Here is an 18,779-nt window from a genome sequence, read left to right on the forward strand (position 1 = left end):
CTGCTCGGGGGGGACAGATCACTGCCGGTGGAAGTCGTCGTGCGATTCAGCCAGAGATTTTCGAGGCCCTACCCTCGCGGGCGGCGTCGAAGTGCGCGTGCGGGACGCGGAATTCGGCGGTGAGCTTGCAGACGGGGCACCACGGCGGCTTGGCGTCGCGGTGCTGGACCGGGCGGTGGTCGTGGTCGAACGCGGGCTGCTGCGGGCGGGACGGTGCAGAGGAGTCCTCGTCGATCTCGGTGAGCTGCTTGATGCTCGCGAGCTGGTCGGCGTCGAGCTCGATGGCGAGCGTCGCGTGGAGGAAGGCGCCGCCGTTCGCGAAGGTCTCGATCTCGATCGGCTGGTCGGCGAACTGCACGAGAGGGCGGAGGCTGAGGGTGACGCCGGCGATGCTGGCGAGCAGGTCAGCGATCGCCACGGCGTTGGCGCGCTGCACGTGCTGCGTGGTGATGAGCGTTGCGGACATGCCTACCAGACCTCCGATGGATCTCCGAGGCCGGGACGCTGGTCGCCGGCACCCTTGTTCTTGTTGCAGCGTGCGTGGCTGGGCTGCCCGTTCGCGGGGTCGTCGGCGAGCTCGGGGTAGGCGATGCGCGACTTCTTGTGGTCGTACGCGAAGGACTGCGGGTCGCGCCAGTCGAGCGTCGTGTCGATCGGCTCCCCGCACAGCGCGCACGGCAGGTTGTGCTCGCGCGTCTTCTGCTTGAGGTCGGCGCGGTTCTTGCGGTGCGCTGCTGTGGTGCGGCCCGGGATCCCAGCAGCCACGCGCGCCTCCCCGAGAACGACGAAGGCGCCTCGACCCGGTTGCCGGGGAGGCGCCTTCCGCTCGACACTTTCGCTTCCTACACGTGTCGGCCTGTGGCCATCATACACATTTCGTGATCGAGTGAAAGTCAAGCCGACTCGGCCAGGATGACGGCGGCCAGGATCTAGGCGCTCCCGCCGACCGCGCCCTGGTGGGATGATCGCCAGGCGCAACGCTCGCGCCTAGATGGAGAGGTCCCCTTGGTCAAGATTATCCGCGTCGACCCGCTGACGACCGCCACCCTCCCTCTCACGCTGTGGGCGGGGGACGAGCAAATCGGCACCGGATCCGGGTTCCTGGTTGAACACGCGGGCCATTACAACCTCATCACCAACCGGCACGTCCTCCGTGGAAGGCATGCGTTCACCGGCGAGGTACTCGACGCGCGCGGTCGACGACCCGACCGGGTGCAGGTGACCTTCCTTCGCAAGGGAGTGAACGAGAGGACGATCGCGACATACCTGCTCTTGGACAATTTCGAGCCGCGCTGGCTCGAACACCCTGAGCTCGGTGGCGACGCTGATGTCGTCGCTTTCCCGATCCCCATCCCCGATGGGTTGCTCCTCTCACCGGTCAATATCGATCCACTCGTTCTCGGTCCTCCCCAGCTCCGCTTGGTCGTCTCGGTCGCGAGAACCGTCTTCATCGTCGGCTACCCGCTCGGCCTCACCGGAGGCGCCCCCGCCGCTGCCATCTGGATCCAGGGCACAATCGCGACCGAAATGGAACTCAACTACTTCGACCGGCCGATCTTCCTCGTTGATAGCAACACCAGGAAGGGTCTCTCGGGGTCACCCGTCTACGCCTACGTCCCCGCGGGCGGCACGCCAGTCCAGGACACGACGACCGGCCACCGGATGCTCATGGGCTTCGTCGATCCAGAAGGCGACGGCACCCAGCGCCAGTTCATCGGTATCTACGCTGGTCGGGTCTCAGAAGAGTCCGGCCTCGGGTACGTGTGGAAGCAGGAGGTCGTCGAGGCCGTCGTGCGACGCGGCGTCCCCGGGACCCTTTAGGGAGCCGGCGACTCTTCAGCGGCGGCGGCGTCCCTCGGATGCATCGACCGATCGATGCGGCCCCCTAGCGACTCGTAGTGGCGCAATAACGCGGCTGCAACGTCCTGCGGGGCGCCGGGCATCGAAAACTCGCCCTCGGGCCCCCACAGCATCAGAACCTTCCCCTCGTGATGCACCACCAACCAGCGACGCACCGTGCCGAACTTGATGTGCTGGATCTCGACGGCAGGACCGTCGATAATCTCGGCCTGCTCGACGGGCTCTTGGGGCGTGACATCAGGCACGGTGTCCCTCCTTCGTGTCTGCGGCGAGCGCCGTCTGGTCGTGTTCGTCGTCGTCTTCGTCCGTGTCGGTGAGCAGTCCGATCAGGAGCATCGCGCCGGCGGTCTGCGTGTCCGTGAGGCGGTTCTCGCGGCCGCGGATGACCAGCGGCTCGCCGCCGGCGCAGGGGGGCTCCTCGACGCCGTAGCCGTACACGGTGCGGTCGTCGTCGCTTCGGGTCATCGCCAGTAGTCCTCTCCGTGACGGATGATCGACCACGCCTCGCGGAGACGAGCACGCGCCTCCCGGACTTGGCGGCGGATCCGCGTCCGCCGAGTCGGCTTCGGGACGGGGGTGGGGTCGCCGTGGCCGAACTCGATGCCGTAGCCGAAGGCCAAGACGGGATCCGCGCGGAAGGCGACCGCGTTCCGCTCGGCGAGGGTCGGCTCGGGCGACGCGGACGGCGCGGACGGCGCCTCAGTGTGCAGGTGCCGGACGTTCGTCGGTCCTGACTCCATGTCGTGCTCCTATCGGTCGGCGGCAGGCGCCGGGGGTCTGGTTGATCGGTTCGGTCGGCCGTACTTGCGTCGCGCCGACTCCCAGCGAGGCCCGCGGAGGCTGGGGCGGGTCTGGTAGCGCTCTTCCCACAAGTCGCGGTGCCGTGCGTGCAGGCGCGCTATCAGGTCGTGCCGGGCCTCGTGCATCACGTCGACGAAGTTCGACTGGCTGCCGTCGAGATCGCGGGAACGGATTCCGAGCTCGCGGCACCAGTCGCAATGACCACGCGCCACGCCACTCGGCTGCGCGGCCTCGCGGATGACGATGCAGAGCCCGACGATCACCGCCAGGGCAGGGATGGTGGCGACGCCGAGCGCGTAGGAGACGCCGGGGCTCACGTCACACCCCCGCGATCAGGCGCCACACGGACACGATCCCGAGGACGAGGACGCTCGACACGAGCACCCCGGCGAGAGTGATGATGACGACAGCGATGGTGGCGCCGGCAGCGGACGCGGCACGGCTTCGAGTTCTGGGCATGGTGGGCTCCTACAGGGCGAGGTACGGGTTGGTGTGGGCGACGACGATGTCTGCGGCGGCCGGCGCTTCGATGACCTCGATGGTGTCGATGCGGTAGGTGTAGAAGCCGCCGATCACGAAGCCGACCGCGACTCGGTCGATGCCATCGCCTCGCACGCCGTTGATGCGGCCGGTGATGTCGACTGGCTTCTCGGGTCCGGTGACGAGTCCCGCGAGGTAGCTCGGGCCGGGGTTGATGCCACGTACGCGGACGACCTGGCCGATGAGCGAGTGCAACAGGTCGACGGCCGGCTCGGCCTTCGCGAGTGGGGTGACGCGCGAGCGGGACCGGGGTCGGACGCGTCGGAGGGTGCGGGTGATGCTGGTGCGGGTGGGCACGGGCGGGCCCCCCTACTTCGCGACGCGGGCGGCGGCGCGAGCGGCGACCTGAGCGATCGCGTTCTCGGACCAGATGGGCGTCTTCCACGTGCTCTCCGGATAGCCGGCGATCGCGGCCGCCACCAGAGCACGAGTGGCCGCGAACTCCGCGGACACCTCGGCGAGGAACTTCCTGAGGTGACGCATGAACGTCGGCCGGGCCGTCGAGATCGGATCCGTGCGGAGCTGCTCGAGCAGGCCGTCCGTCGTGCCCTCCGAGTGCAGCTGCCGGCGGGCCTCGGCGCGGATCGCCTCCGAGAGGCCCGGGTGGACGTGGTCGATGCGCTGGGCGGTGGTGGTCATGGTGATCTCCTATCGGTTCTGACCCGCGGCGAGCGCCGTGAGGTCGGTGGTTCGGTCGAGCACGGTCCGGCGGTCAGGCGGCGTAGCCGGCCAACTTCGCGAGGTACAGGTCCTGCAGCTCTGCGCTCGTCGACGGGAGCGGGCCGCGGACGAGGATGACGATGAGGTCGCCGTCCTCTCTCGCCTTCTCGCACATCGCCGGGGTGATCCCGTAGGCCGTGATCCGGGCTGCCAACTCAGCGGGATCGATGAAGGGCGCACGCTCGCGTCGCGCGGCGACCGCCCCCACGAACTCGCCGAGCGGGCGCCTGATGAACCAGACCCCCGGGATGTTGCTGCTACGGGGTTCGGGCATCGTCGTCTCCGATCGTGTTCTGTCCCGCGGCGAGCGCCGTGGGTTCGGGGGTGGGGACGAGGCGCAGTGCCTCGGTGAGCTTGCGCTCGAGCACGACGACCCGCTCCCGGGCTCTCCGCTCCGCCAACTGCAGGCAGCCCATCTGCACGAGGACCCGCTCCGGCCGCCGGACGTCCAGGGCCTCAGCGAGGGCGGCGAGGAGCTCGCGCTCCTCCGAGCCCGCCGGGTGATGCGCGGCGAGGAGACGGCCGTACGCGATCAGGTCGACCACCGGAGCCCCGACCATCGACCCGCCGACGGCGACCTCGAGAGCCGGCCCGTCGGCCTCCGCCTGCGCCGCATCGATCGCCATCTCGAGATCCCAGTCCTGCACCTCGCGCTCAGCCGGGCCGGAGATGTGCAGGTGCGACCACTCCGTGCCCACCTTGACGATCTCGACGCCGCTCACCGAGTCCTCCCCACCGTGCGCAGAGCAGCATTCGCCACCCGGACCGACGCCGAGCGGAGCACGCCGGGGTCGCCCTGCGACACCTGCAGCGCCACCGCGGCGGCCGCGAGCACGCCGAGGACCACCAGCACGCGCCTCACGAGCGCACCTCGCGAGCGCCGAGAGCTCTTCACGGGCGATCGCCCAGTCCGTCGGATCCGACCGGCTCTGCTGCAGGGTCCGCGTGATCACGTCGGCGACCACAGCGGGGCTCAGGCCGAGCTCGTCGCCGAGATCGCGCGTCGCCTGCGCCTCCTCCGCGCTCCGCTCGAACGCGAGCACCGCCCCCATCACATGCCGCTGCCACTCGTCGACGAACAGGCCGAGGCACTCCTGCACCCACACGAGGGCCGCCGACATCTCGTCGAGCGCCTTCCCGACGTCGCGGTGCCCATGCCGCCGCCGGCCCCCGCGGACCTTCATCCGCGGCCACTCCTCCGCCGTGCGCTTCCTCGTGCTCATACCGTCCCCGTCTCTTCCGTGTACTTGCTGACCAGGTGCCGCTTCACTCGTGACGGGCGCGCCAGCGCGCGCAACTCCGCCTCGTAGGCGAGTACCGCGGCCGCGTACTCGTCCTCCGTCCACAGGTGCCCGCACCCGTCGCACCGGATGTGCCTCGACTCGCCCTCGCCCGGCGCCGGGATGATCGCGATGCGGCGCGGCCAGCAGCACGTCACCCCGTCTGAGTGCGGGAGCCGGGAGTACGCCGCGCGCATCTCGAGCGGCCACCGCGCCGCCAGCCGGCGGAAGTCGCGGACCTCATCGACGAAGTACGAGATCACGTCGACGTACTCGTCGTTCCGTGCCGACACGAACACGCGCTCGAGATGCTGATCGAGCCAGGCCGTCATCACCGCCACCTCGCGACGAGCCAGCCACGACGACGCATCCCCCGGCAGGCCCTTCACCCGGCCCGTCGACGTCCGCCACGCCCGCAGAGCCGCCTCCGGGCGCTGCACCCGCAGGCGAGCAGCGAACAGGCCAGCGAACTGCACCACCGACTCGTACAGGCCGTTCAGGTCATCGAAGGCCTGCGCGTTGAACGGCAGCGGCGCCTCCTTCCCGCCGCGCACCTCGGAGTCGACGTCGCCGCCCTTCACCCCCACCAGCGCCGCGATGTGACCCGCGAGCACGGGCATCAGGCGGAGCGTGGACTGCGTTCCGAAGAAGCACCGATCGCAGAAGCGGCCATGCCGAGCACCCAGCAGCTCCGGGACGTCATCGTGCTCAGTCCCCCGCCGCACGCACCCACGGATGCAAGCGGGGGCCCCCTCGTCGGCCGCCTCCGCGGCGAGCGCCGTCTCGAGCTCCTGCTGCTTCGTCACGAGTCCTCCGCTCGGAAGTGGATGCCGTGCAGCAGGGCGCCGCACGACGGGTTCGTCTGCGTGTCACCTATCTCCATCGCGATCCCGGTCGCCGGCTCCCCGCACCACGCGCACCGCATCAGAACGGCGTCTCGTCGTTGTAGGAGCCCGGCGTCGACCAGACGTCGCCCGGAGCGGGAGCGCTCGGCGCCCACGGCTCCTCGGCCTGGCCACCGCGAGCGCCGCCCGAGTTGCCGCCGAAGCCGCCACCCTGACTCGCGCCCTGACCGCCGCCGACCTGCCCGCGGCCGCCGCCAGCGCCGCCACCCGAAGCCTTCGTGACCTGTGCGGTCGCGTAGCGGAGCGAAGGGCCGATCTCGTCGATCTCGAGCTCGGTCGACGTGCGCTTCTCGCCGCCCTCCGTCTCGTAGCGGCGCTGCTTGAGGCGGCCCGTCGCGATGACGCGCACGCCCTTCGTCAGCGAGCCGGCGACGTGCTCCGCGAACTCGCGCCAGACGCTCGCCCGGAGGAACAGCGGCTCGCCGTCCACCCACTCGTTCTTCTGTCGGTCGAAGGTGCGCGGCGTCGAGGCGATCGTGAAGTTCGCCACGGCGAGGCCGCTCTGCGTGTACCGCAGCTCGGGGTCGGCGGTGAGGTTGCCGACGACGGTGATGATCGTCTCGCCGGCCATCAGCGCGCCGCCTTCGCCGGTCGACGGGCCGCGAGCTCTTCGCAGGTCCGCAGGTCCGAGGCGTCGTGCCACTCGCCGTCCCGGGGGCAGCGGTACTCGACGACCTCGCCCTGCTGGCTCAGGTCGCACAGGGCGAGGTCGTCGTAGACGTCGAGGGGGTGGTGCTGCGCCCACTGCTCCTCAGACATCTCGAGCGCCGGGTCGCGGTCGTCCTCGCCGTCCATCTCGACCATCCAGGCGGTCCAGTGGCCGCAGTTCTCGGCGAGGTCGAGCGAGACGAGCGTGCGCGTCTCGACTCGCCGAGTGATGAGGCGCCGCAGCGCCGTCAGGATCTTCATCGCGTGGTCTCTCTGTTCGTGGTCGGGGCCGCAGCGCGGCGGAAGGGCAGCTCGCCCGGGTGGCGGCCGCACTGGCACTTCCCGAGCTCGCGGCGGTGGCAGTCGGTGTCCGTGCATCCGCGGGCGCCGTGCTTGTCGCCGGCCGCGTTCTCGCACGTCAGGTCCCGGTCGGAGATCCGGAGCGCCTGCTCGACCTGGCCGAGGCGCTGCACCGGGATGTACGACGGCGGGACGATGCCCGGCGGGAGGTACAGCGAGACGGTCTGGTCGTCGGGGAGCGCGTAGGTGAAGCCCGTGTGCATCAGCTCAGCTCTCCTCGGAGTAGATCTGCTGCTCGTACCAGCGGCGGGCGCGGAGGCGTGCAGTCCCGCAGTTCCGGCATGGTCGTTCGGTGCCTGACGGGTGCGCCTTGCAGAACGGGGACGGTGGCATGCCCTCCGGATCGGGTCCGGACGGGGCTCCCTCGGCGGGCACCCACTGCTCGCCCTCCTCTCCCCCTCCCTCCTCTACCGGTACGGAATCCGGATCGGATCCGTAGCCCGTACGGAACGAGCCGGCAGGCGGCGGCGGGAACCGCGACGGCGTCGGGTTGTTCTGCTTGCACCAGGTCTCCCCGATCGCGAAGCACGTCCGTCGCGGATCCGTCGCGTAGATCGCGATCACCCCGATCTCGTCGAGGAGCAGAAGGTGCTCGTCGATCGTCGAGTCCGTGATCGCCGGCCGATTCGGCCACAGCGCCGACCGGATCAGGCCCGGATTCGCCGACTCCCGGCCCTCGTCGTCCGCGTACATGTGCAGACCGACCGCCGTCGTGAACACCTCCGTCGGCAGCTCGATCAGCAGCTCGTGCCGCCACAGTTCCGGATGCAAGATCCGGCGCTTCGTCATGGACATACCGTCGAATCCCTCTGATGATCGTGCGCACCGCCTCCGCCACCTCCGCGGCCTTCACGCGGAAGCACTCCGTGTAGCCGCCCGTCTTCCCCAGCACCACGGCGGCCTCGATGCGCGAGGAGTACGCGCGATCGAAGGTCGCGTCGAGCTCGGCCAGCGCGGCCGCCTCCCACAGGTCCGGGGTTCCGCGCAGCAGCATCAGCACCTGCGCGCCCGCCTCGGCGAAGCGGCGGATGCGCGACTGCTTCGCCGCGCGGCCAACCTTGAGCACGCCGTGCTCGGGCCACCAGACCGCGTAGGTCATGGCCAGCTCGGGGGCGTTCATGCGGCCCTCTCCTTCTCGTACTGCTCGGGGGTGATGGTGTAGCCGTCGGCCGTCAGGTGGACGAGCCGGCCGCGGTAGGGGACCGGGACGTCGAGGGGGTCCTCGTCCGTGCGGACCTCCCAGCCGATCGCCTCGCAGCGCTCCGGCGCCGGCCGGGCTCCGTGCGCTGCGCCGTGGCATCCGGAGTGGTTGCCGGACCCGCAGAGGTCGAGGAGGTTCTCGACCGTGTCCTCGCCGCCGCGCGAGCGGAACTTGCGGTGGTGCTTCTCGGTTGCACGGTGGAGGCCGCAGCCTTCGCACATGCCGCCTGACCGCGCCTCGACGGCGAGCTGCACCCCGATCGGGACCGGCTCCGGCCGCGACTTCGGGCGCGGCGCGGGCTTCGGGTGCGCGGGCGTCATGCGGCCTCCTCCGAACGCTCCGGGAGCGGCCACTGCCGCTCGTACTCCGCGACCGTCATCCGCGGGTACTTCGCCCAGTGCTCGACCAGCTCGGGCGAGGCATACGCGCGAGCGCGCACCGCCGTGCCGTAGAAGAGCGAGTAGGCGTCGACCCCGGCGCGGCGGCCGCGGTCGTTCAGCAACCGCCCGTTGCACGCGGTCTCAGCGCGCTCGTAGGCGTTCTCGAGGAACAGCTCGAAGTCGGCGCGCATCTCCTTCCAGCGGTCGAGCGCGTCGGCGAAGATCGGCGAGCGCGTCATGACGCCACCTCTCCGGGCGCCGCGGCGAAGACTGAGACGAGATCGGGGTACGCCTCGAGCATCAGCCGGGCTGCTCCGAGGTACGTTCCCGCGCGGCCGGTCGTACCCGAGGTGTAGCGGCCCAGAAGCGTGGCGAGCGTCATCGCAGCGGCCATCTCCGGCGAGTCGCCGTCCTCAGCCACGTCAGGCTGAGTGGTCGACCGGTAACGGAGCTCGGAGCGGACGGCTTCGGCGATGCGGATCTGGATCGTCGTGAACGCGCTTTCGACCGAACCGTGCCGCCCCTGACACGCGCGCTTGTGGCACTCGGGCCAGTCGAACTCGACTGATGCGCGGCTCACCGAGGCGTCATAGATGGCGGCGATGACCCTACGCTCGAGCGCCTCGAGGCCCTCTTGCCCACTCATGCGACGATCCGTTCCCTGTCAGCACCGACGGCGGCGGAGATGGCAGCCCGTTCGCGGACCTTGTTCACGGCGGCGCGGGTTAGTCCCAGGTGCTCGGCGATCTCGGCGTCGCTGAGGCCGCGACCGTTCAGCGTCGCGATGGCCTCCCGGCGCTCGGCGTAGCTCGCTCCCGGTTCGCGGTAGCCGTCGACGAGGTTCTGCACGATGACCTCGTCGATCTCGACCGGCCCGCCCGAGACCGCGGGCGCGTCGTCGGCGTCGATGTCGTCCCAGGCCAGCGGCGGAGCCCAGCCCTCAGCGGCCGCTCGCTTCCGGGCGCCGGCGATCGCACCGCGCTCGTGCGCGGTCGACGACGGCGGCTCGCGCAGCTCGAGCTCCGCGAACACCTCGCGGACCTTCTCGAAGGTCGCGGGCATGACGGACTTCTCGGTCAGCAGGAACGCGGTCTTGCCGCGAGGGAAGCCGATGCGGCGGTCGAGCTCCCGGAACGACCAGCCCGCGGCGTGCAGCGCCTGGATCCGGCGATGCATGCCACGCGGATCCACGAGGCTGCGCGGCCGGCCGTAGAACCGGTCGAGCCGATACTGCCGAGCGGCCGCCGAGCGTGCCCGATAGCAGCCGTCGCAGGTGCAGCGGTGGTTCCTGTAGCACGCGCCCGTCGCCCCATGCGGGTGCTCCGGCGGGCAGACGAAGCCGGGCGCACGACGCGGCCGCCCCAGACCCAGGAAATCGCCCCGTTTGCGCGCCGTCTCGTAGTCGGAGTCGCAGAGGCCGCGGGCGAGCACCGGGCGCGAGCAGCCCTCACGGGCGCACATCTCGGCGGCCATCAGCGCAGCCCCGCGACCGTGCGCGTCGCTCGCGCGTTCTTCTGCCGCGCCGCGACCGCGAGCAGCCGGTACGTGACCTCGGCGTTCACGTCGAGGCACTCCTGCATCCGGTACCCGAGAGCGTGGAACAGCAGCTGGCGGTAGCGGGTCTCCGAGAGACCCCACCGGTTGCGGATGACCTCGTCGTGCGTCAGCAGCTCGCCGTCGACGCGCATCCGCCGAGAGCGGTCCGGCCAGAACGCCTCGAGCTCGATCATCTCCCGCACCGTCGGCGCGGGCTTTTCCCCGAACGGCGTCAGCACGATGCCGCCTCCGGCTTCACGAGCGAGAGGAGACCAGCGACTCCCGCGAGGACGATCAGCACGACGATCAGGACCGACACGCCATCGAAGACGAAGGAGCCGACCGCTACCTTCGCCACGGTCAGGGCGAGGGCAACCAGGACGAGAGCGACGATCGCCGGCATGTGCCACGTCATCGCGCACCACCAGAGGAGAGCATCAGGAGGACGGCGACGATGCCGCCGAACCACTGCACGAGCTCGAACATGATCGAGTCCTTCCCGCGCCGAGGCGCGACGATGAGCGCCCCGAAGGGCAGCGAGAGAGTGAAGAGCTAGGGAGACGCCGAGCCGGCGGGGGGAGCCGGCTCGGCGCCCTCGCCGAGACGGGTGACCGTGTCGGCGGGATCCCCTACGGTCGAAGCGACGGAAGCCGGTGTAACGAGCACCTGCCCGTCAACCGAAGGGGAAGTCTCATGGGAGAGCTGCGTAACGAGGTCGCTGAGCTGCGTAACCAGATCGACAAGCTGCGCGAGGGCACCGCCAAGATGTCCGCCGCTTGGGAGCCCGACGGCAAGGGCGGCAACACCCAGTTCAACCTCACCGCCTGGATTCCGAAGGCGAATAAGACGGTCCTCGACCTCGTCGAGACCGTGGCTAACACCGTTGCCGTCCTTGACCGTGCCGTCACTCAGATCGAGACGAAGATCACCGACGCTGACGGATCGGATGGAGTGATCTCGGGAGGTCGCGAGGTCTTCTGAGCTCGCGGGGCTGCCGGCTTCGGCTGACAAGCCGTCGATCCACAACTGGCCGTCTGCAACTCGAAGTACCGCGGGAGCGGGGACGCTCATCAGGCAGCCCCGCTCTCGGCGAGCGCCGTAGAGGCAGAGAAGGAGCCTTCTAATCTGTTTGCTGCGGGTCCAGTGGGCTGCAGCGCCGAGCCGCTGGCGGTGTGCGCCGCCTCGGACGCGCTCGGGCTCATGCCCAGCTGGCGCTTTGCCTCAGCGAGGTCGAAACGGAAGTGTCCGCCCGGCGTCACCGCCGTCGGGATGAGCAGGCCCTTCTCGACCCAACGTCGCACGGTGGAGGGATCGACGGGGATCGCCTCGGCGAGCTTCCTTGTCGTGATATTCACGGTTGCGTCGGTCATGGGTAGGACCATACGCGCCGAGTCGTGAAATACAAACTTTACGCGCAGTGATTTTCACGACTCGTCGCATGTTGCGCGGTTTGCGCGGATATGGATAGAGTCTCCCCATGACCACGACGACTCTTGCTCACGCATGGATCCCCGACACCGCGTCTCTCGGCGCGCGCCTGGCCCTCGTCCGCTGGCGCATGGGCTGGAACGTCAAAGAGGCCGAGCGCGAGTGCGGAATCTCTCAGAACCTCTGGTCCGGGTGGGAGGCGGGATCGCAGCCGCGCAACTACAACGCGCAGATCAACCGCATCGTCCTGCGGACCCAGGTCGACAAGTACTGGCTCATGACCGGCGAAGGGTCGCCCGTCCCGCCGAACACCGACCCATCAGATTAGAAGGCTCCTGCTCTATCCGCTGAGCTACGGGGGCGTCCGTCCCCCAGAGTACCGGGCCTCCGACGAAGGGTCGGGAACGACGCGGAGCCGACGCGAGGCGGTCAGCCCTGGACGAGCCCGACCACGCCGACGATCAGCGAGACGACCGCCAGCAGCAGCGAGATCCCGATCAGGATCGTGTGCACCCGGAGGAAGGTCGTCGCGCGACCGTTGGCATCGCGCGCCCGCGGGTCCTTCCGCACGCGACGGAGGAAGGGCGGCCAGACCACCGCGTTCCAGACGGCGTTGGCGATCAGCATCCAGCAGACGAGGGTCATCACGGGAGTCGAGTGTACGAGGCCGGCCCGGCCGCCCGCGGCGTGTCGGCGGCCGCGGATAGACTGCCCGGCATGAGTAGCGCCCCCGACCGTCTTGTGTGGATCGACTGCGAGATGACGGGGCTCGACCTCTCCGTCGACGAGCTCGTCGAGATCGCCGTCGTCGTCACCGACTTCGATCTCGAGCCCCTCGACGAGGGCCTGTCGATCGTGATCAAGCCCGACGCGTCGGCGCTCGAGCACATGGGCGACTTCGTCCGCACGATGCATGAGACCTCGGGTCTCCTCGAGGAGATCCCGTCGGGTGTGAGCGTCGCCGAGGCCGAGTACCAGGTCCTGGAGTACGTGCTGAAGCACGTGCCCAGCGAGCAGCACGCTCCCCTCGCCGGCAACACGATCGGCACCGATCGCGCCTTCCTCGCGAAGTTCATGCCCCGCCTCGACGGTCATCTGCACTACCGCAACGTCGACGTGTCCTCCATCAAGGAGCTCGCGCGGCGCTGGTACCCCCGCATCTACTTCAACGCCCCCGCCAAGCACGGCGGGCACCGCGCCCTGGCCGACATCCTCGAGAGCATCCGGGAGCTCCGCTACTACCGCAGGGCCGCCTTCGTCGCCGCCCCGGGGCCGTCGACCGCCGATGTCCAGGCCGTGTCGGCCGCCGTCGTGGACGAGTTCGCCTCGCGGATGTAGTAGTCTCGTACAGTTGCTTCGGGAGGGACACCCTCTCGGAACACCGTCCTGGTGGGTATAGCTCAGTTGGCAGAGCGCCTGGTTGTGGTCTAGGAGGTCGCGGGTTCGAGCCCCGTTACTCACCCCAGTGATTGAGCGGGATGTAAGCCCCTCGTGTTCGGTTTGCCTACACGATGTGCCTACATCCCGCTCGACAGTTAAGCCGCGGACTCCAACCAGAGGAGCCGCAAGTGACCACCAGAAGAAGACCGCTCGACGAGCTTGTCGCCAGCCAGTCGGACGTTTCCGATCTTGCCCACGATGCTGGGTGCAGCGCTGAGTACCTCGCCCGGACCGTCCTGCGCGCAATCGCGGATGTCGGTGGTGTCGTCCATGATTTGAACGTGGATTCGAGCAACTGCGGTGCGCGGACTAAATCGCTGTCGTGCGTTGGGCCAGTCGGGCACGCCGGAAGCCACATCGCTTACCGCGGCGCGGAGGTTCTCTTGTGGAAGACGAGCAACAGCTACAGCTTCGAGTGCAGCCGGGGGCAGATCAATGCTTACTGAGCGGACCCACGAGGAGTACGCCGTCTTCTGGGGCGACCCGAAGCCTTTCGCTGAGGGTCTGAGGCTCGTGGACATGGAGTGGATGATCCTCGAACGCCGCTACAGGGCCAGTGCATTCAAGCCCGGCTCGATCTTTTACGACGAGCTTCCCCAGGGTGAGCCGAAGATCATGCGGCGCACCGTGACGACCGCCAAGAGCGACTGGGAGGCGCTCAATGAGTGAAGACACGTTAGCCAGCCGACTCGCAATGAGGCGCCGCGCGGCGGGACTGTCCGCGCAGAAGCTCGCGGACATGCTGCCGCCGAAGATCACCCGGAGCGTCATCGCGAATATCGAGTGCGGCAACAAGAAGGACGTGTCCGTGGCAGACGTTGCCGCGCTGGCTAGGGCGCTCGGCGTGCCATTCTTCGAGCTCGCGCCCGAGGCGGACGTAGACCTTCGAGATGAGGCGTACCGGGCGGGCTACGAACAGGCCGTTGCTGATATGCGCGCGTTCAGCAAGCAGGATCTCTATGGCTAGCGTCACCCCGCGCCGGAACCGCGACGGCACCACCTCATGGCGGGTGCAGTTCCGCATGGGCACCCCGCCGAAAATGAAGCAGGAGACGTTCGCCGAGGAGAAGGCGGCACGATCGTTCGGTGCGCTGCTTGACCGTGTAGGCGCGGAGTCGGCTTTGGCTGTGCTCCGGTCGCGCAACACGAACCTCGACGCGCCCTCGCTGCGAGAGTGGACCGGCCGCTACCTGGATCTCGAGTCCGGCATCCTCACCGGCATCCAGCCCGGGACGCGTGTCGGCTATCGGTCGATCGCGGAGAAGTCATTCCTGCCCGTGCTGGGCGAGCTGCCCGTGGACGCGATCACGAAGGCGGACGTGGGCCGCTGGATCGCGTGGCAGGAGTCGCAGGAGTCGGGGCGCACCAAGGGCCAGCCGATCAGCGCGAAGACCGTGAAGAACTACCACTCGCTGCTGTCCGCGATCCTCAGCGCCGCCGTCGAACACAAGCTGATGGCCGACAACCCCGCGCACAAGGCGCGGCTGACGCGCGGACGGAAGTACGAGGCCACGTTCCTGTCGCGGCAGGAGTTCGCCACGCTGCTCCACTTCGTGCCCGAGTACTACAAGCCGCTGGTCAACTTCCTCGCCGGCACCGGGGCGCGGTGGGGAGAAGCTACCGCGCTTCTGCGTTCAGACGTCACCCTCGACTCCACTCCCCCGACCGTCCGCATTGACAAGGCGTGGAAGAAGGGCAACGTCATCGGCCCGCCGAAGTCGCCGAAGTCGCGGCGCACCGTCAGTCTGTGGCCCGCGATGATCGCCGCTCTGCCGCTCGACGGCCCCGGGAACGAGTTCCTGTTCCAGGGCCGCAACAACGGCGGACGCCTCTGGTATGGGTCTTTCAAGACGCGCATCTGGGATCGAGCGGTGGCGGCTGCCAACGATGCGGAGAGGTGCGCTGCGGCTGGCTTGCCCACGCTGGGGAAGCGTCCCAACCCTCACGATTTGCGGCATACCCAGGCGTCATGGCAGATCGCCGCCGGGACTCCACTGCCGTTCGTCCAAGCGCGATTGGGGCATGAGAAGATCACTACCACCGTCGACACCTACGGTCATCTGCTTCCCGACGCGCACCGGCAGATGAGCGCCACGATGGAGGAGGCGATGGGGCACGTTCTGCCCGTCATCGAGCCGCCGCTACAGCTAGAGGCGCTCTAGCGTCCTCGCGGCCCGACTCCCCCGCCGTCCGTCTCTGATCCTCCGCAGCCGGTACACGAGCTGCGGGTCACTCTCGAGCACGTCAGGGTCGTCGATCGCCCGCCCGAGCCGCTGGTAGTAGCGCGCTGGGCTCCCGAACAGGCGTCGCATCTCGACGTCGGTTTGCTCGCACGCCCGATGGTCGCGTGCGAAGTGGAGCACCTCGAGGTCGGGCATGGGTCAATCGTGCGGCCGACTACCGACATCTTGTGCCCACTTCAGGAACGTTTCAGCCGCATCCTTCAGCGTCTCCCCCTGACACACGACCATCTCGTCTGTCGTGACGCACACGTACCGCTGTTTCCCGTCGATGTACACGAGCCTGATCCACCCGAGGTGTTCCCTCTTGTCGCCCATGCGCCATTCGCGGGGTCGAACGGATCTCGAGACCATGCTCATGGGGGTCCAGTGGTGCGCCATGACCCGATGATGAGGGTGACCGCCGACACCCGCCAGTCGGTAGGCTCGCGCGTATGTCTGAGAAGAAGATCGCCGGTACCCCGCGCATTGTGATCGGCGCGGTCCTCATTGCATGGGGATTTTTCGCTGGCATCTACGGGCTCGGGAGCAGCGAAGGGGGCGGCCCTTTCCCGGGTCTCATTCTCCTCGGCCTCGGGGTCTGGTCCCTCATCGTCGGCCTCAACGCTCGTCGCCGCAGCCTGAGCCGCTGATGGCCATGAAGCGTCTACTGCCTGGCTCGTGCTCGCTCTCGTCCTCGCGGGTTGCTCATCCTCCCCGGACGCTGCACCCGAGACGCCCACGCCCACAGCGACGGCTGACCCGAACGCTGCTGCATGCGGGGCGTTCTCGGATGCGACGGTCGAGGTCGGTACTGCGATCGCGAACAGCAAGGGTCTTGAGATAGACATCCCCGCGATCTACGACGAGGTTGCGTTGAGCGCGTCAGGCGACGTGAAGGCGCGCATCTTGACGGTGGTCGACAACCTTCCCGAGCCGGCGCACATGATCGGCTGGATGGATAACCGGGAGGTGTACAACGGTGATCTTGCTGCCGTGGCGCGTGCTTGCGAGGCGGCTGGTCATTCCATCCAGTACGGGGAGCTGCTGGCCGGCTAGGTCGCCGTAACGGCATGGGTCGCCTTGGTCACTCGAGGGAGGAGAGCACCGATCGGATGAGCTCTTCCGCGGACACGAAGACGTCCACGTCGCCACCGATGTCGTAGCTACGGAAATCGGTGTCGGCCTGCATCTGGTATCGGTCCACGCCAAGATCGGCGCGAATTCGTTTCAACGCGCGTTCGATGTCGTCTTGCGTGACTTCTCTCACCAGTCGCCCCTCTGGTCCAGCCAGCAGGTGCAGCGCGAGGCGAGCGACGGTGGCTGGTCGCCCTGATGCCACGGCCGCAGTGCGCAGCTTGGGTCGTGCTGGCTGTAGAGCCGTTGCCGTGCTTCTATGGCGGCGATGCGTTCCTCGAGCGTCATGACTTGTCCTCTCTCGCGTACTCCCTGAGCAGGTCGACGACGACCCGCGTTAGATCCTTGCCTTCGCGCTCAGCCTTCTCTTTCGCCGCCTGCTTGATATCCAGGGGGATGCGGAAGTTCGACACGGGCGTCTTGGTCACACGGTCCATGTTCGCAGAGGTCATCGGTCACACCCGGCTCGCTCCTCTGCCGCGAGGCGACCGGCGACATGTTGGAGGGCGCTCGCGTGGTCGCCGAAGAATTCCCCGGTGTGAAGATCCTGGTCGTAGACGACCCACGGGTACCACTTTCGCCAAGCGTCCCCCGGGGGTCGGCGGATCATGAAGCGCCTCACGCTCTGTTGACTGCTCATGCGTCTCCCCCTCGTCCGAACCTGTCTTTGCCTGCTTCGAACCGGATTTCCCCTATGAGCCTTCGACGCGCATCCCAACGGGCGTACGAGCTCGATTCGCTACAGGTGCGCGCGTCCACTTCGACCGTGCTTTCGAACAGCCGTACCGCGGCTTCGATCTCTGCGGAAACCTCGGTTGGCTTGGTTCCGTCACTATCTGTAGCAACCTGAGCCCAGTGATGCACCGCGAGCGCCGCGCGCGTGAACAACCAGAGAGCGCATGAGAATGCAGGATGCTGAGGCTGATCACGAGGAAAGGGTGCATACCCCAAGTGTCCCACGCGTAAAGACATTCGTAAAGACACGTGCTAACGTTCCCGCCATGTGGTTCGCCCTGTACCGTCGCCTGTTCTTCCACCGCCTATGCACAGCATGTGGCCTGCGCCGGGCGCGTCGTGACGGGTTCTGCTCCGACGGGTGCGCGCGTACGTTCGAGTTCTACGGGGCATGAACACGAAAGGCCCCGCCCTCCTATTGGAGTCGGGGCCTTCGCTGCGCTGCCTCTCGCGCTCTCGCCTTGCGGCGACCGGGGCTCGAACCCGGACCTCTGCGGCCATTAGGCCTGCGTCCAGTCTAAAGGGCGAGCAGGAGCCGGTTGAGGATTCCGCGGACCTCTTCGGCTTCCTTGTGTGAGACGCGGAAGTCGATACTGTTGCCGCCGGTGAGTACGGAAACGATGGAGTTGAGGAATCCGTCGCGCTTGGTGGTCACGGAGGTGACGCTGCGGAGGGGGATCATCTCGGTGGACGCGGACCCCTTCTTGCCGACGCCGGTGGCCGCCAACGACATGCCCATGGTCACGACGCCAGCGGTCAGCTTGGCTCCCGAGAGTCCGCGCGGCTTCTCCCATTCGATGCGGTCGGCGTAGATGTTCACCTTCGCGTTTTTGCCTGCGATGTGGGAAGTGAACTGGTGCAGCAGCGCGTCGGTCATGCGCGCGATCCTATCTGCGAGCTTGACGACCGCGGGAGCCCCCGTCCGTCGGTCAACGACAAGAACGCCCCCTCGCCGCTCCCTGAGGAGTAGCGAGGGGGCGTTCGTGTGTCAGGCGGCGGTGTACCAGGAGCGGAGTGCGGCGACCATGTTTTCCCGGTCGGCGGTGTTGTGCACGGTCGGGTAGAAGATGACGTCTCGGAGTGCACCGAACAGGGGTGTGCTTCCGTCTGGGGCTGCTCCGAGTGAGGAGTAGCCGGGGTTGGCGCCTCGGGTGAGTGCGGTGGAGGTGGTGAGCGCGTCGTTGAAGTTGATCGTCGCGGTGGTGCCGGTGAAGGTGATCGCGAAGACGTACCAGCGGCTCGGGATGACGGTTCCGCCGGAGATTCCGGTGTTGGAGCCGCCCATTCGGAGGACGCCTTCGCTGTTGACTGCGAGGACGATGCCGCCGAGGTGCGACAGGATTCGCGACACGGCACCGATGCTGTCGATGCGGAACACGTAGTAGGCGGTGAAGCTCGCTCCGGGGACGAACGTGGACGCCATGAAGTCGCCGCCGTCGAATGTGACAGCTTGGGCTCCTTCGATTGCGGCGACGTTCGGTTGCGCGGCGACGGTGGATTGGGTCCACGTGGTGCGGTCGCCTTCGGAGCCGCGCCAGGTCGCGAGCGGTCCGGTAATGGGGACGTCCGCCGCGACCCACCGCTGCACT

Annotated in this window: 40 protein-coding genes and 1 tRNA gene; 11 read left to right on the forward strand and 30 right to left on the reverse strand. The window is 68.2% G+C overall.

The window, feature by feature from the left end; all coding sequences use genetic code 11:
* Nucleotides 1–46: 46 nt before the first annotated feature.
* Both B0T42_RS12375 and B0T42_RS20070 read right to left on the reverse strand, forming a co-directional pair.
* Nucleotides 47–466 (reverse strand): hypothetical protein, encoded by a 420-nt coding sequence (locus tag B0T42_RS12375; protein ID WP_077223412.1) that lies wholly within the window; start codon nt 464–466, stop codon nt 47–49.
* 2 nt (nt 467–468) lie between these two features.
* Nucleotides 469–765: an HNH endonuclease gene (locus B0T42_RS20070; RefSeq protein ID WP_083741869.1), complete on the reverse strand. Its 297-nt coding sequence runs from the start codon at nt 763–765 to the stop codon at nt 469–471.
* Between the two features lie 240 nt (nt 766–1,005).
* Between B0T42_RS20070 and B0T42_RS12385 the strand changes: the two genes are divergently transcribed.
* On the forward strand, nt 1,006–1,821 hold the full coding sequence (locus B0T42_RS12385; protein WP_077223414.1) for a trypsin-like peptidase domain-containing protein: 816 nt from the start codon (nt 1,006–1,008) through the stop codon (nt 1,819–1,821).
* Here B0T42_RS12385 and B0T42_RS12390 read toward each other — a convergent pair.
* The 20 genes from B0T42_RS12390 to B0T42_RS19570 form a co-directional block, all read right to left on the reverse strand.
* Nucleotides 1,818–2,105 (reverse strand): hypothetical protein, encoded by a 288-nt coding sequence (locus B0T42_RS12390; protein ID WP_077223415.1) that lies wholly within the window; start codon nt 2,103–2,105, stop codon nt 1,818–1,820. The genes B0T42_RS12385 and B0T42_RS12390 overlap by 4 nt on opposite strands.
* Entirely contained in the window at nt 2,098–2,325 is a 228-nt protein-coding gene (locus B0T42_RS12395; RefSeq protein ID WP_077223416.1) for a hypothetical protein, read from the reverse strand. Before B0T42_RS12395 ends, B0T42_RS12390 begins: the two co-directional genes overlap by 8 nt.
* Nucleotides 2,322–2,600: a hypothetical protein gene (locus B0T42_RS12400; RefSeq protein ID WP_077223417.1), complete on the reverse strand. Its 279-nt coding sequence runs from the start codon at nt 2,598–2,600 to the stop codon at nt 2,322–2,324. Before B0T42_RS12400 ends, B0T42_RS12395 begins: the two co-directional genes overlap by 4 nt.
* A 9-nt stretch (nt 2,601–2,609) precedes the next feature.
* A complete protein-coding gene (locus B0T42_RS12405; protein WP_077223418.1) occupies nt 2,610–2,978 on the reverse strand; it encodes a hypothetical protein in 369 nt (122 codons plus the stop codon).
* 1 nt (nt 2,979) lies between these two features.
* On the reverse strand, nt 2,980–3,120 hold the full coding sequence (locus B0T42_RS20075; RefSeq protein WP_158078117.1) for a hypothetical protein: 141 nt from the start codon (nt 3,118–3,120) through the stop codon (nt 2,980–2,982).
* A 9-nt stretch (nt 3,121–3,129) separates the two neighbouring features.
* Nucleotides 3,130–3,498, reverse strand: coding sequence for a hypothetical protein (locus tag B0T42_RS12410; protein WP_077223419.1), 369 nt, complete (start codon nt 3,496–3,498; stop codon nt 3,130–3,132).
* Between the two features lie 12 nt (nt 3,499–3,510).
* Complete coding sequence (locus B0T42_RS12415) at nt 3,511–3,840, reverse strand: hypothetical protein (protein WP_077223420.1); 330 nt, start codon at nt 3,838–3,840, stop codon at nt 3,511–3,513.
* 73 nt (nt 3,841–3,913) lie between these two features.
* Nucleotides 3,914–4,195: a hypothetical protein gene (locus B0T42_RS12420; RefSeq protein ID WP_077223421.1), complete on the reverse strand. Its 282-nt coding sequence runs from the start codon at nt 4,193–4,195 to the stop codon at nt 3,914–3,916.
* The gene (locus B0T42_RS12425; protein ID WP_077223422.1) at nt 4,179–5,144 is read right to left on the reverse strand and encodes a hypothetical protein; all 966 of its coding nucleotides are present in this window, start codon (nt 5,142–5,144) and stop codon (nt 4,179–4,181) included. Before B0T42_RS12425 ends, B0T42_RS12420 begins: the two co-directional genes overlap by 17 nt.
* Nucleotides 5,141–6,007, reverse strand: a complete 867-nt coding sequence (locus tag B0T42_RS12430; protein WP_077223423.1) for a hypothetical protein — start codon at nt 6,005–6,007, stop codon at nt 5,141–5,143. Before B0T42_RS12430 ends, B0T42_RS12425 begins: the two co-directional genes overlap by 4 nt.
* A gap of 118 nt (nt 6,008–6,125) precedes the next feature.
* The gene (locus B0T42_RS12435) at nt 6,126–6,677 is read right to left on the reverse strand and encodes a single-stranded DNA-binding protein (protein ID WP_077223424.1); all 552 of its coding nucleotides are present in this window, start codon (nt 6,675–6,677) and stop codon (nt 6,126–6,128) included.
* Nucleotides 6,677–7,015: a hypothetical protein gene (locus tag B0T42_RS12440; protein WP_077223425.1), complete on the reverse strand. Its 339-nt coding sequence runs from the start codon at nt 7,013–7,015 to the stop codon at nt 6,677–6,679. Before B0T42_RS12440 ends, B0T42_RS12435 begins: the two co-directional genes overlap by 1 nt.
* A complete protein-coding gene (locus B0T42_RS12445) occupies nt 7,012–7,317 on the reverse strand; it encodes a hypothetical protein (protein WP_077223426.1) in 306 nt (101 codons plus the stop codon). The genes B0T42_RS12440 and B0T42_RS12445 overlap by 4 nt, the downstream gene beginning before the upstream one ends.
* Before the next feature lie 4 nt (nt 7,318–7,321).
* A complete protein-coding gene (locus B0T42_RS12450) occupies nt 7,322–7,903 on the reverse strand; it encodes a hypothetical protein (protein ID WP_139344501.1) in 582 nt (193 codons plus the stop codon).
* Between the two features lie 327 nt (nt 7,904–8,230).
* Entirely contained in the window at nt 8,231–8,635 is a 405-nt protein-coding gene (locus B0T42_RS12455) for an HNH endonuclease (protein WP_139344502.1), read from the reverse strand.
* Nucleotides 8,632–8,934 carry a hypothetical protein gene (locus B0T42_RS12460; RefSeq protein WP_077223429.1) on the reverse strand — a complete coding sequence of 101 codons (303 nt, stop codon included), beginning with the start codon at nt 8,932–8,934 and terminating at the stop codon, nt 8,632–8,634. Before B0T42_RS12460 ends, B0T42_RS12455 begins: the two co-directional genes overlap by 4 nt.
* Nucleotides 8,931–9,341 (reverse strand): hypothetical protein, encoded by a 411-nt coding sequence (locus tag B0T42_RS12465; RefSeq protein ID WP_077223430.1) that lies wholly within the window; start codon nt 9,339–9,341, stop codon nt 8,931–8,933. Before B0T42_RS12465 ends, B0T42_RS12460 begins: the two co-directional genes overlap by 4 nt.
* The gene (locus B0T42_RS12470) at nt 9,338–9,871 is read right to left on the reverse strand and encodes a response regulator transcription factor (protein ID WP_077223431.1); all 534 of its coding nucleotides are present in this window, start codon (nt 9,869–9,871) and stop codon (nt 9,338–9,340) included. The genes B0T42_RS12465 and B0T42_RS12470 overlap by 4 nt, the downstream gene beginning before the upstream one ends.
* A gap of 296 nt (nt 9,872–10,167) precedes the next feature.
* Nucleotides 10,168–10,425, reverse strand: a complete 258-nt coding sequence (locus B0T42_RS12475) for a hypothetical protein (protein ID WP_139344503.1) — start codon at nt 10,423–10,425, stop codon at nt 10,168–10,170.
* 38 nt (nt 10,426–10,463) lie between these two features.
* Nucleotides 10,464–10,646 carry a hypothetical protein gene (locus B0T42_RS19570; RefSeq protein WP_139344504.1) on the reverse strand — a complete coding sequence of 61 codons (183 nt, stop codon included), beginning with the start codon at nt 10,644–10,646 and terminating at the stop codon, nt 10,464–10,466.
* A gap of 278 nt (nt 10,647–10,924) precedes the next feature.
* Between B0T42_RS19570 and B0T42_RS12480 the strand changes: the two genes are divergently transcribed.
* Nucleotides 10,925–11,212, forward strand: coding sequence for a hypothetical protein (locus B0T42_RS12480; RefSeq protein WP_077223433.1), 288 nt, complete (start codon nt 10,925–10,927; stop codon nt 11,210–11,212).
* A gap of 89 nt (nt 11,213–11,301) precedes the next feature.
* Here the strand turns inward: B0T42_RS12480 and B0T42_RS20690 are convergent, their stop codons facing one another.
* On the reverse strand, nt 11,302–11,601 hold the full coding sequence (locus B0T42_RS20690) for a MerR family transcriptional regulator (protein WP_201788536.1): 300 nt from the start codon (nt 11,599–11,601) through the stop codon (nt 11,302–11,304).
* 107 nt (nt 11,602–11,708) lie between these two features.
* On the opposite strand from B0T42_RS20690, the gene B0T42_RS12490 reads away from it, so the two are divergent.
* On the forward strand, nt 11,709–11,987 hold the full coding sequence (locus B0T42_RS12490; RefSeq protein ID WP_077223435.1) for a helix-turn-helix domain-containing protein: 279 nt from the start codon (nt 11,709–11,711) through the stop codon (nt 11,985–11,987).
* Between the two features lie 101 nt (nt 11,988–12,088).
* Here the strand turns inward: B0T42_RS12490 and B0T42_RS12495 are convergent, their stop codons facing one another.
* Nucleotides 12,089–12,304 carry an SCO4848 family membrane protein gene (locus B0T42_RS12495; RefSeq protein ID WP_077223436.1) on the reverse strand — a complete coding sequence of 72 codons (216 nt, stop codon included), beginning with the start codon at nt 12,302–12,304 and terminating at the stop codon, nt 12,089–12,091.
* Nucleotides 12,305–12,376: 72 nt separating this feature from the next.
* On the opposite strand from B0T42_RS12495, the gene orn reads away from it, so the two are divergent.
* From orn to B0T42_RS12520, 6 genes are all read left to right on the forward strand, one after another.
* The gene (gene orn / locus B0T42_RS12500; protein WP_077223447.1) at nt 12,377–12,997 is read left to right on the forward strand and encodes an oligoribonuclease; all 621 of its coding nucleotides are present in this window, start codon (nt 12,377–12,379) and stop codon (nt 12,995–12,997) included.
* A 51-nt stretch (nt 12,998–13,048) separates the two neighbouring features.
* A tRNA-His gene (locus B0T42_RS12505) sits at nt 13,049–13,124 on the forward strand.
* Between the two features lie 103 nt (nt 13,125–13,227).
* Nucleotides 13,228–13,545: a hypothetical protein gene (locus tag B0T42_RS19575; protein WP_139344506.1), complete on the forward strand. Its 318-nt coding sequence runs from the start codon at nt 13,228–13,230 to the stop codon at nt 13,543–13,545.
* Nucleotides 13,546–13,618: 73 nt separating this feature from the next.
* Nucleotides 13,619–13,768 carry a hypothetical protein gene (locus tag B0T42_RS20080; protein WP_158078118.1) on the forward strand — a complete coding sequence of 50 codons (150 nt, stop codon included), beginning with the start codon at nt 13,619–13,621 and terminating at the stop codon, nt 13,766–13,768.
* On the forward strand, nt 13,761–14,066 hold the full coding sequence (locus B0T42_RS12515) for a helix-turn-helix domain-containing protein (protein ID WP_077223438.1): 306 nt from the start codon (nt 13,761–13,763) through the stop codon (nt 14,064–14,066). The genes B0T42_RS20080 and B0T42_RS12515 overlap by 8 nt, the downstream gene beginning before the upstream one ends.
* Nucleotides 14,059–15,261, forward strand: coding sequence for a tyrosine-type recombinase/integrase (locus B0T42_RS12520; protein ID WP_158078119.1), 1,203 nt, complete (start codon nt 14,059–14,061; stop codon nt 15,259–15,261). Before B0T42_RS12515 ends, B0T42_RS12520 begins: the two co-directional genes overlap by 8 nt.
* On the opposite strand, the gene B0T42_RS12525 is transcribed toward B0T42_RS12520, so the two are convergent.
* Nucleotides 15,247–15,477 (reverse strand): DUF3263 domain-containing protein, encoded by a 231-nt coding sequence (locus tag B0T42_RS12525; protein ID WP_077223440.1) that lies wholly within the window; start codon nt 15,475–15,477, stop codon nt 15,247–15,249. The two genes, B0T42_RS12520 and B0T42_RS12525, sit on opposite strands and share 15 nt — an antisense overlap.
* A gap of 296 nt (nt 15,478–15,773) precedes the next feature.
* On the opposite strand from B0T42_RS12525, the gene B0T42_RS12530 reads away from it, so the two are divergent.
* Complete coding sequence (locus tag B0T42_RS12530; protein ID WP_077223441.1) at nt 15,774–15,971, forward strand: hypothetical protein; 198 nt, start codon at nt 15,774–15,776, stop codon at nt 15,969–15,971.
* A 28-nt stretch (nt 15,972–15,999) separates the two neighbouring features.
* Nucleotides 16,000–16,377 carry a hypothetical protein gene (locus tag B0T42_RS12535; RefSeq protein WP_077223442.1) on the forward strand — a complete coding sequence of 126 codons (378 nt, stop codon included), beginning with the start codon at nt 16,000–16,002 and terminating at the stop codon, nt 16,375–16,377.
* A 28-nt stretch (nt 16,378–16,405) separates the two neighbouring features.
* On the opposite strand, the gene B0T42_RS19580 is transcribed toward B0T42_RS12535, so the two are convergent.
* The 5 genes from B0T42_RS19580 to B0T42_RS12550 all read right to left on the reverse strand — a co-directional run.
* Nucleotides 16,406–16,588 (reverse strand): hypothetical protein, encoded by a 183-nt coding sequence (locus tag B0T42_RS19580; RefSeq protein ID WP_139344507.1) that lies wholly within the window; start codon nt 16,586–16,588, stop codon nt 16,406–16,408.
* On the reverse strand, nt 16,585–16,743 hold the full coding sequence (locus B0T42_RS20085; RefSeq protein WP_158078120.1) for a hypothetical protein: 159 nt from the start codon (nt 16,741–16,743) through the stop codon (nt 16,585–16,587). The genes B0T42_RS19580 and B0T42_RS20085 overlap by 4 nt, the downstream gene beginning before the upstream one ends.
* Nucleotides 16,740–16,883, reverse strand: a complete 144-nt coding sequence (locus B0T42_RS20090) for a hypothetical protein (RefSeq protein ID WP_158078121.1) — start codon at nt 16,881–16,883, stop codon at nt 16,740–16,742. Before B0T42_RS20090 ends, B0T42_RS20085 begins: the two co-directional genes overlap by 4 nt.
* 824 nt (nt 16,884–17,707) lie before the next feature.
* Complete coding sequence (locus tag B0T42_RS12545) at nt 17,708–18,067, reverse strand: hypothetical protein (RefSeq protein ID WP_077223444.1); 360 nt, start codon at nt 18,065–18,067, stop codon at nt 17,708–17,710.
* A 111-nt stretch (nt 18,068–18,178) separates the two neighbouring features.
* Nucleotides 18,179–18,779: LamG domain-containing protein (locus B0T42_RS12550; protein ID WP_236720264.1), on the reverse strand; the 601-nt coding region annotated here is incomplete at its 5' end.

Source organism: Rathayibacter rhapontici (assembly GCF_001995175.1).
In the GTDB taxonomy this organism is placed as follows: Bacteria; Actinomycetota; Actinomycetes; order Actinomycetales; family Microbacteriaceae; genus Rathayibacter.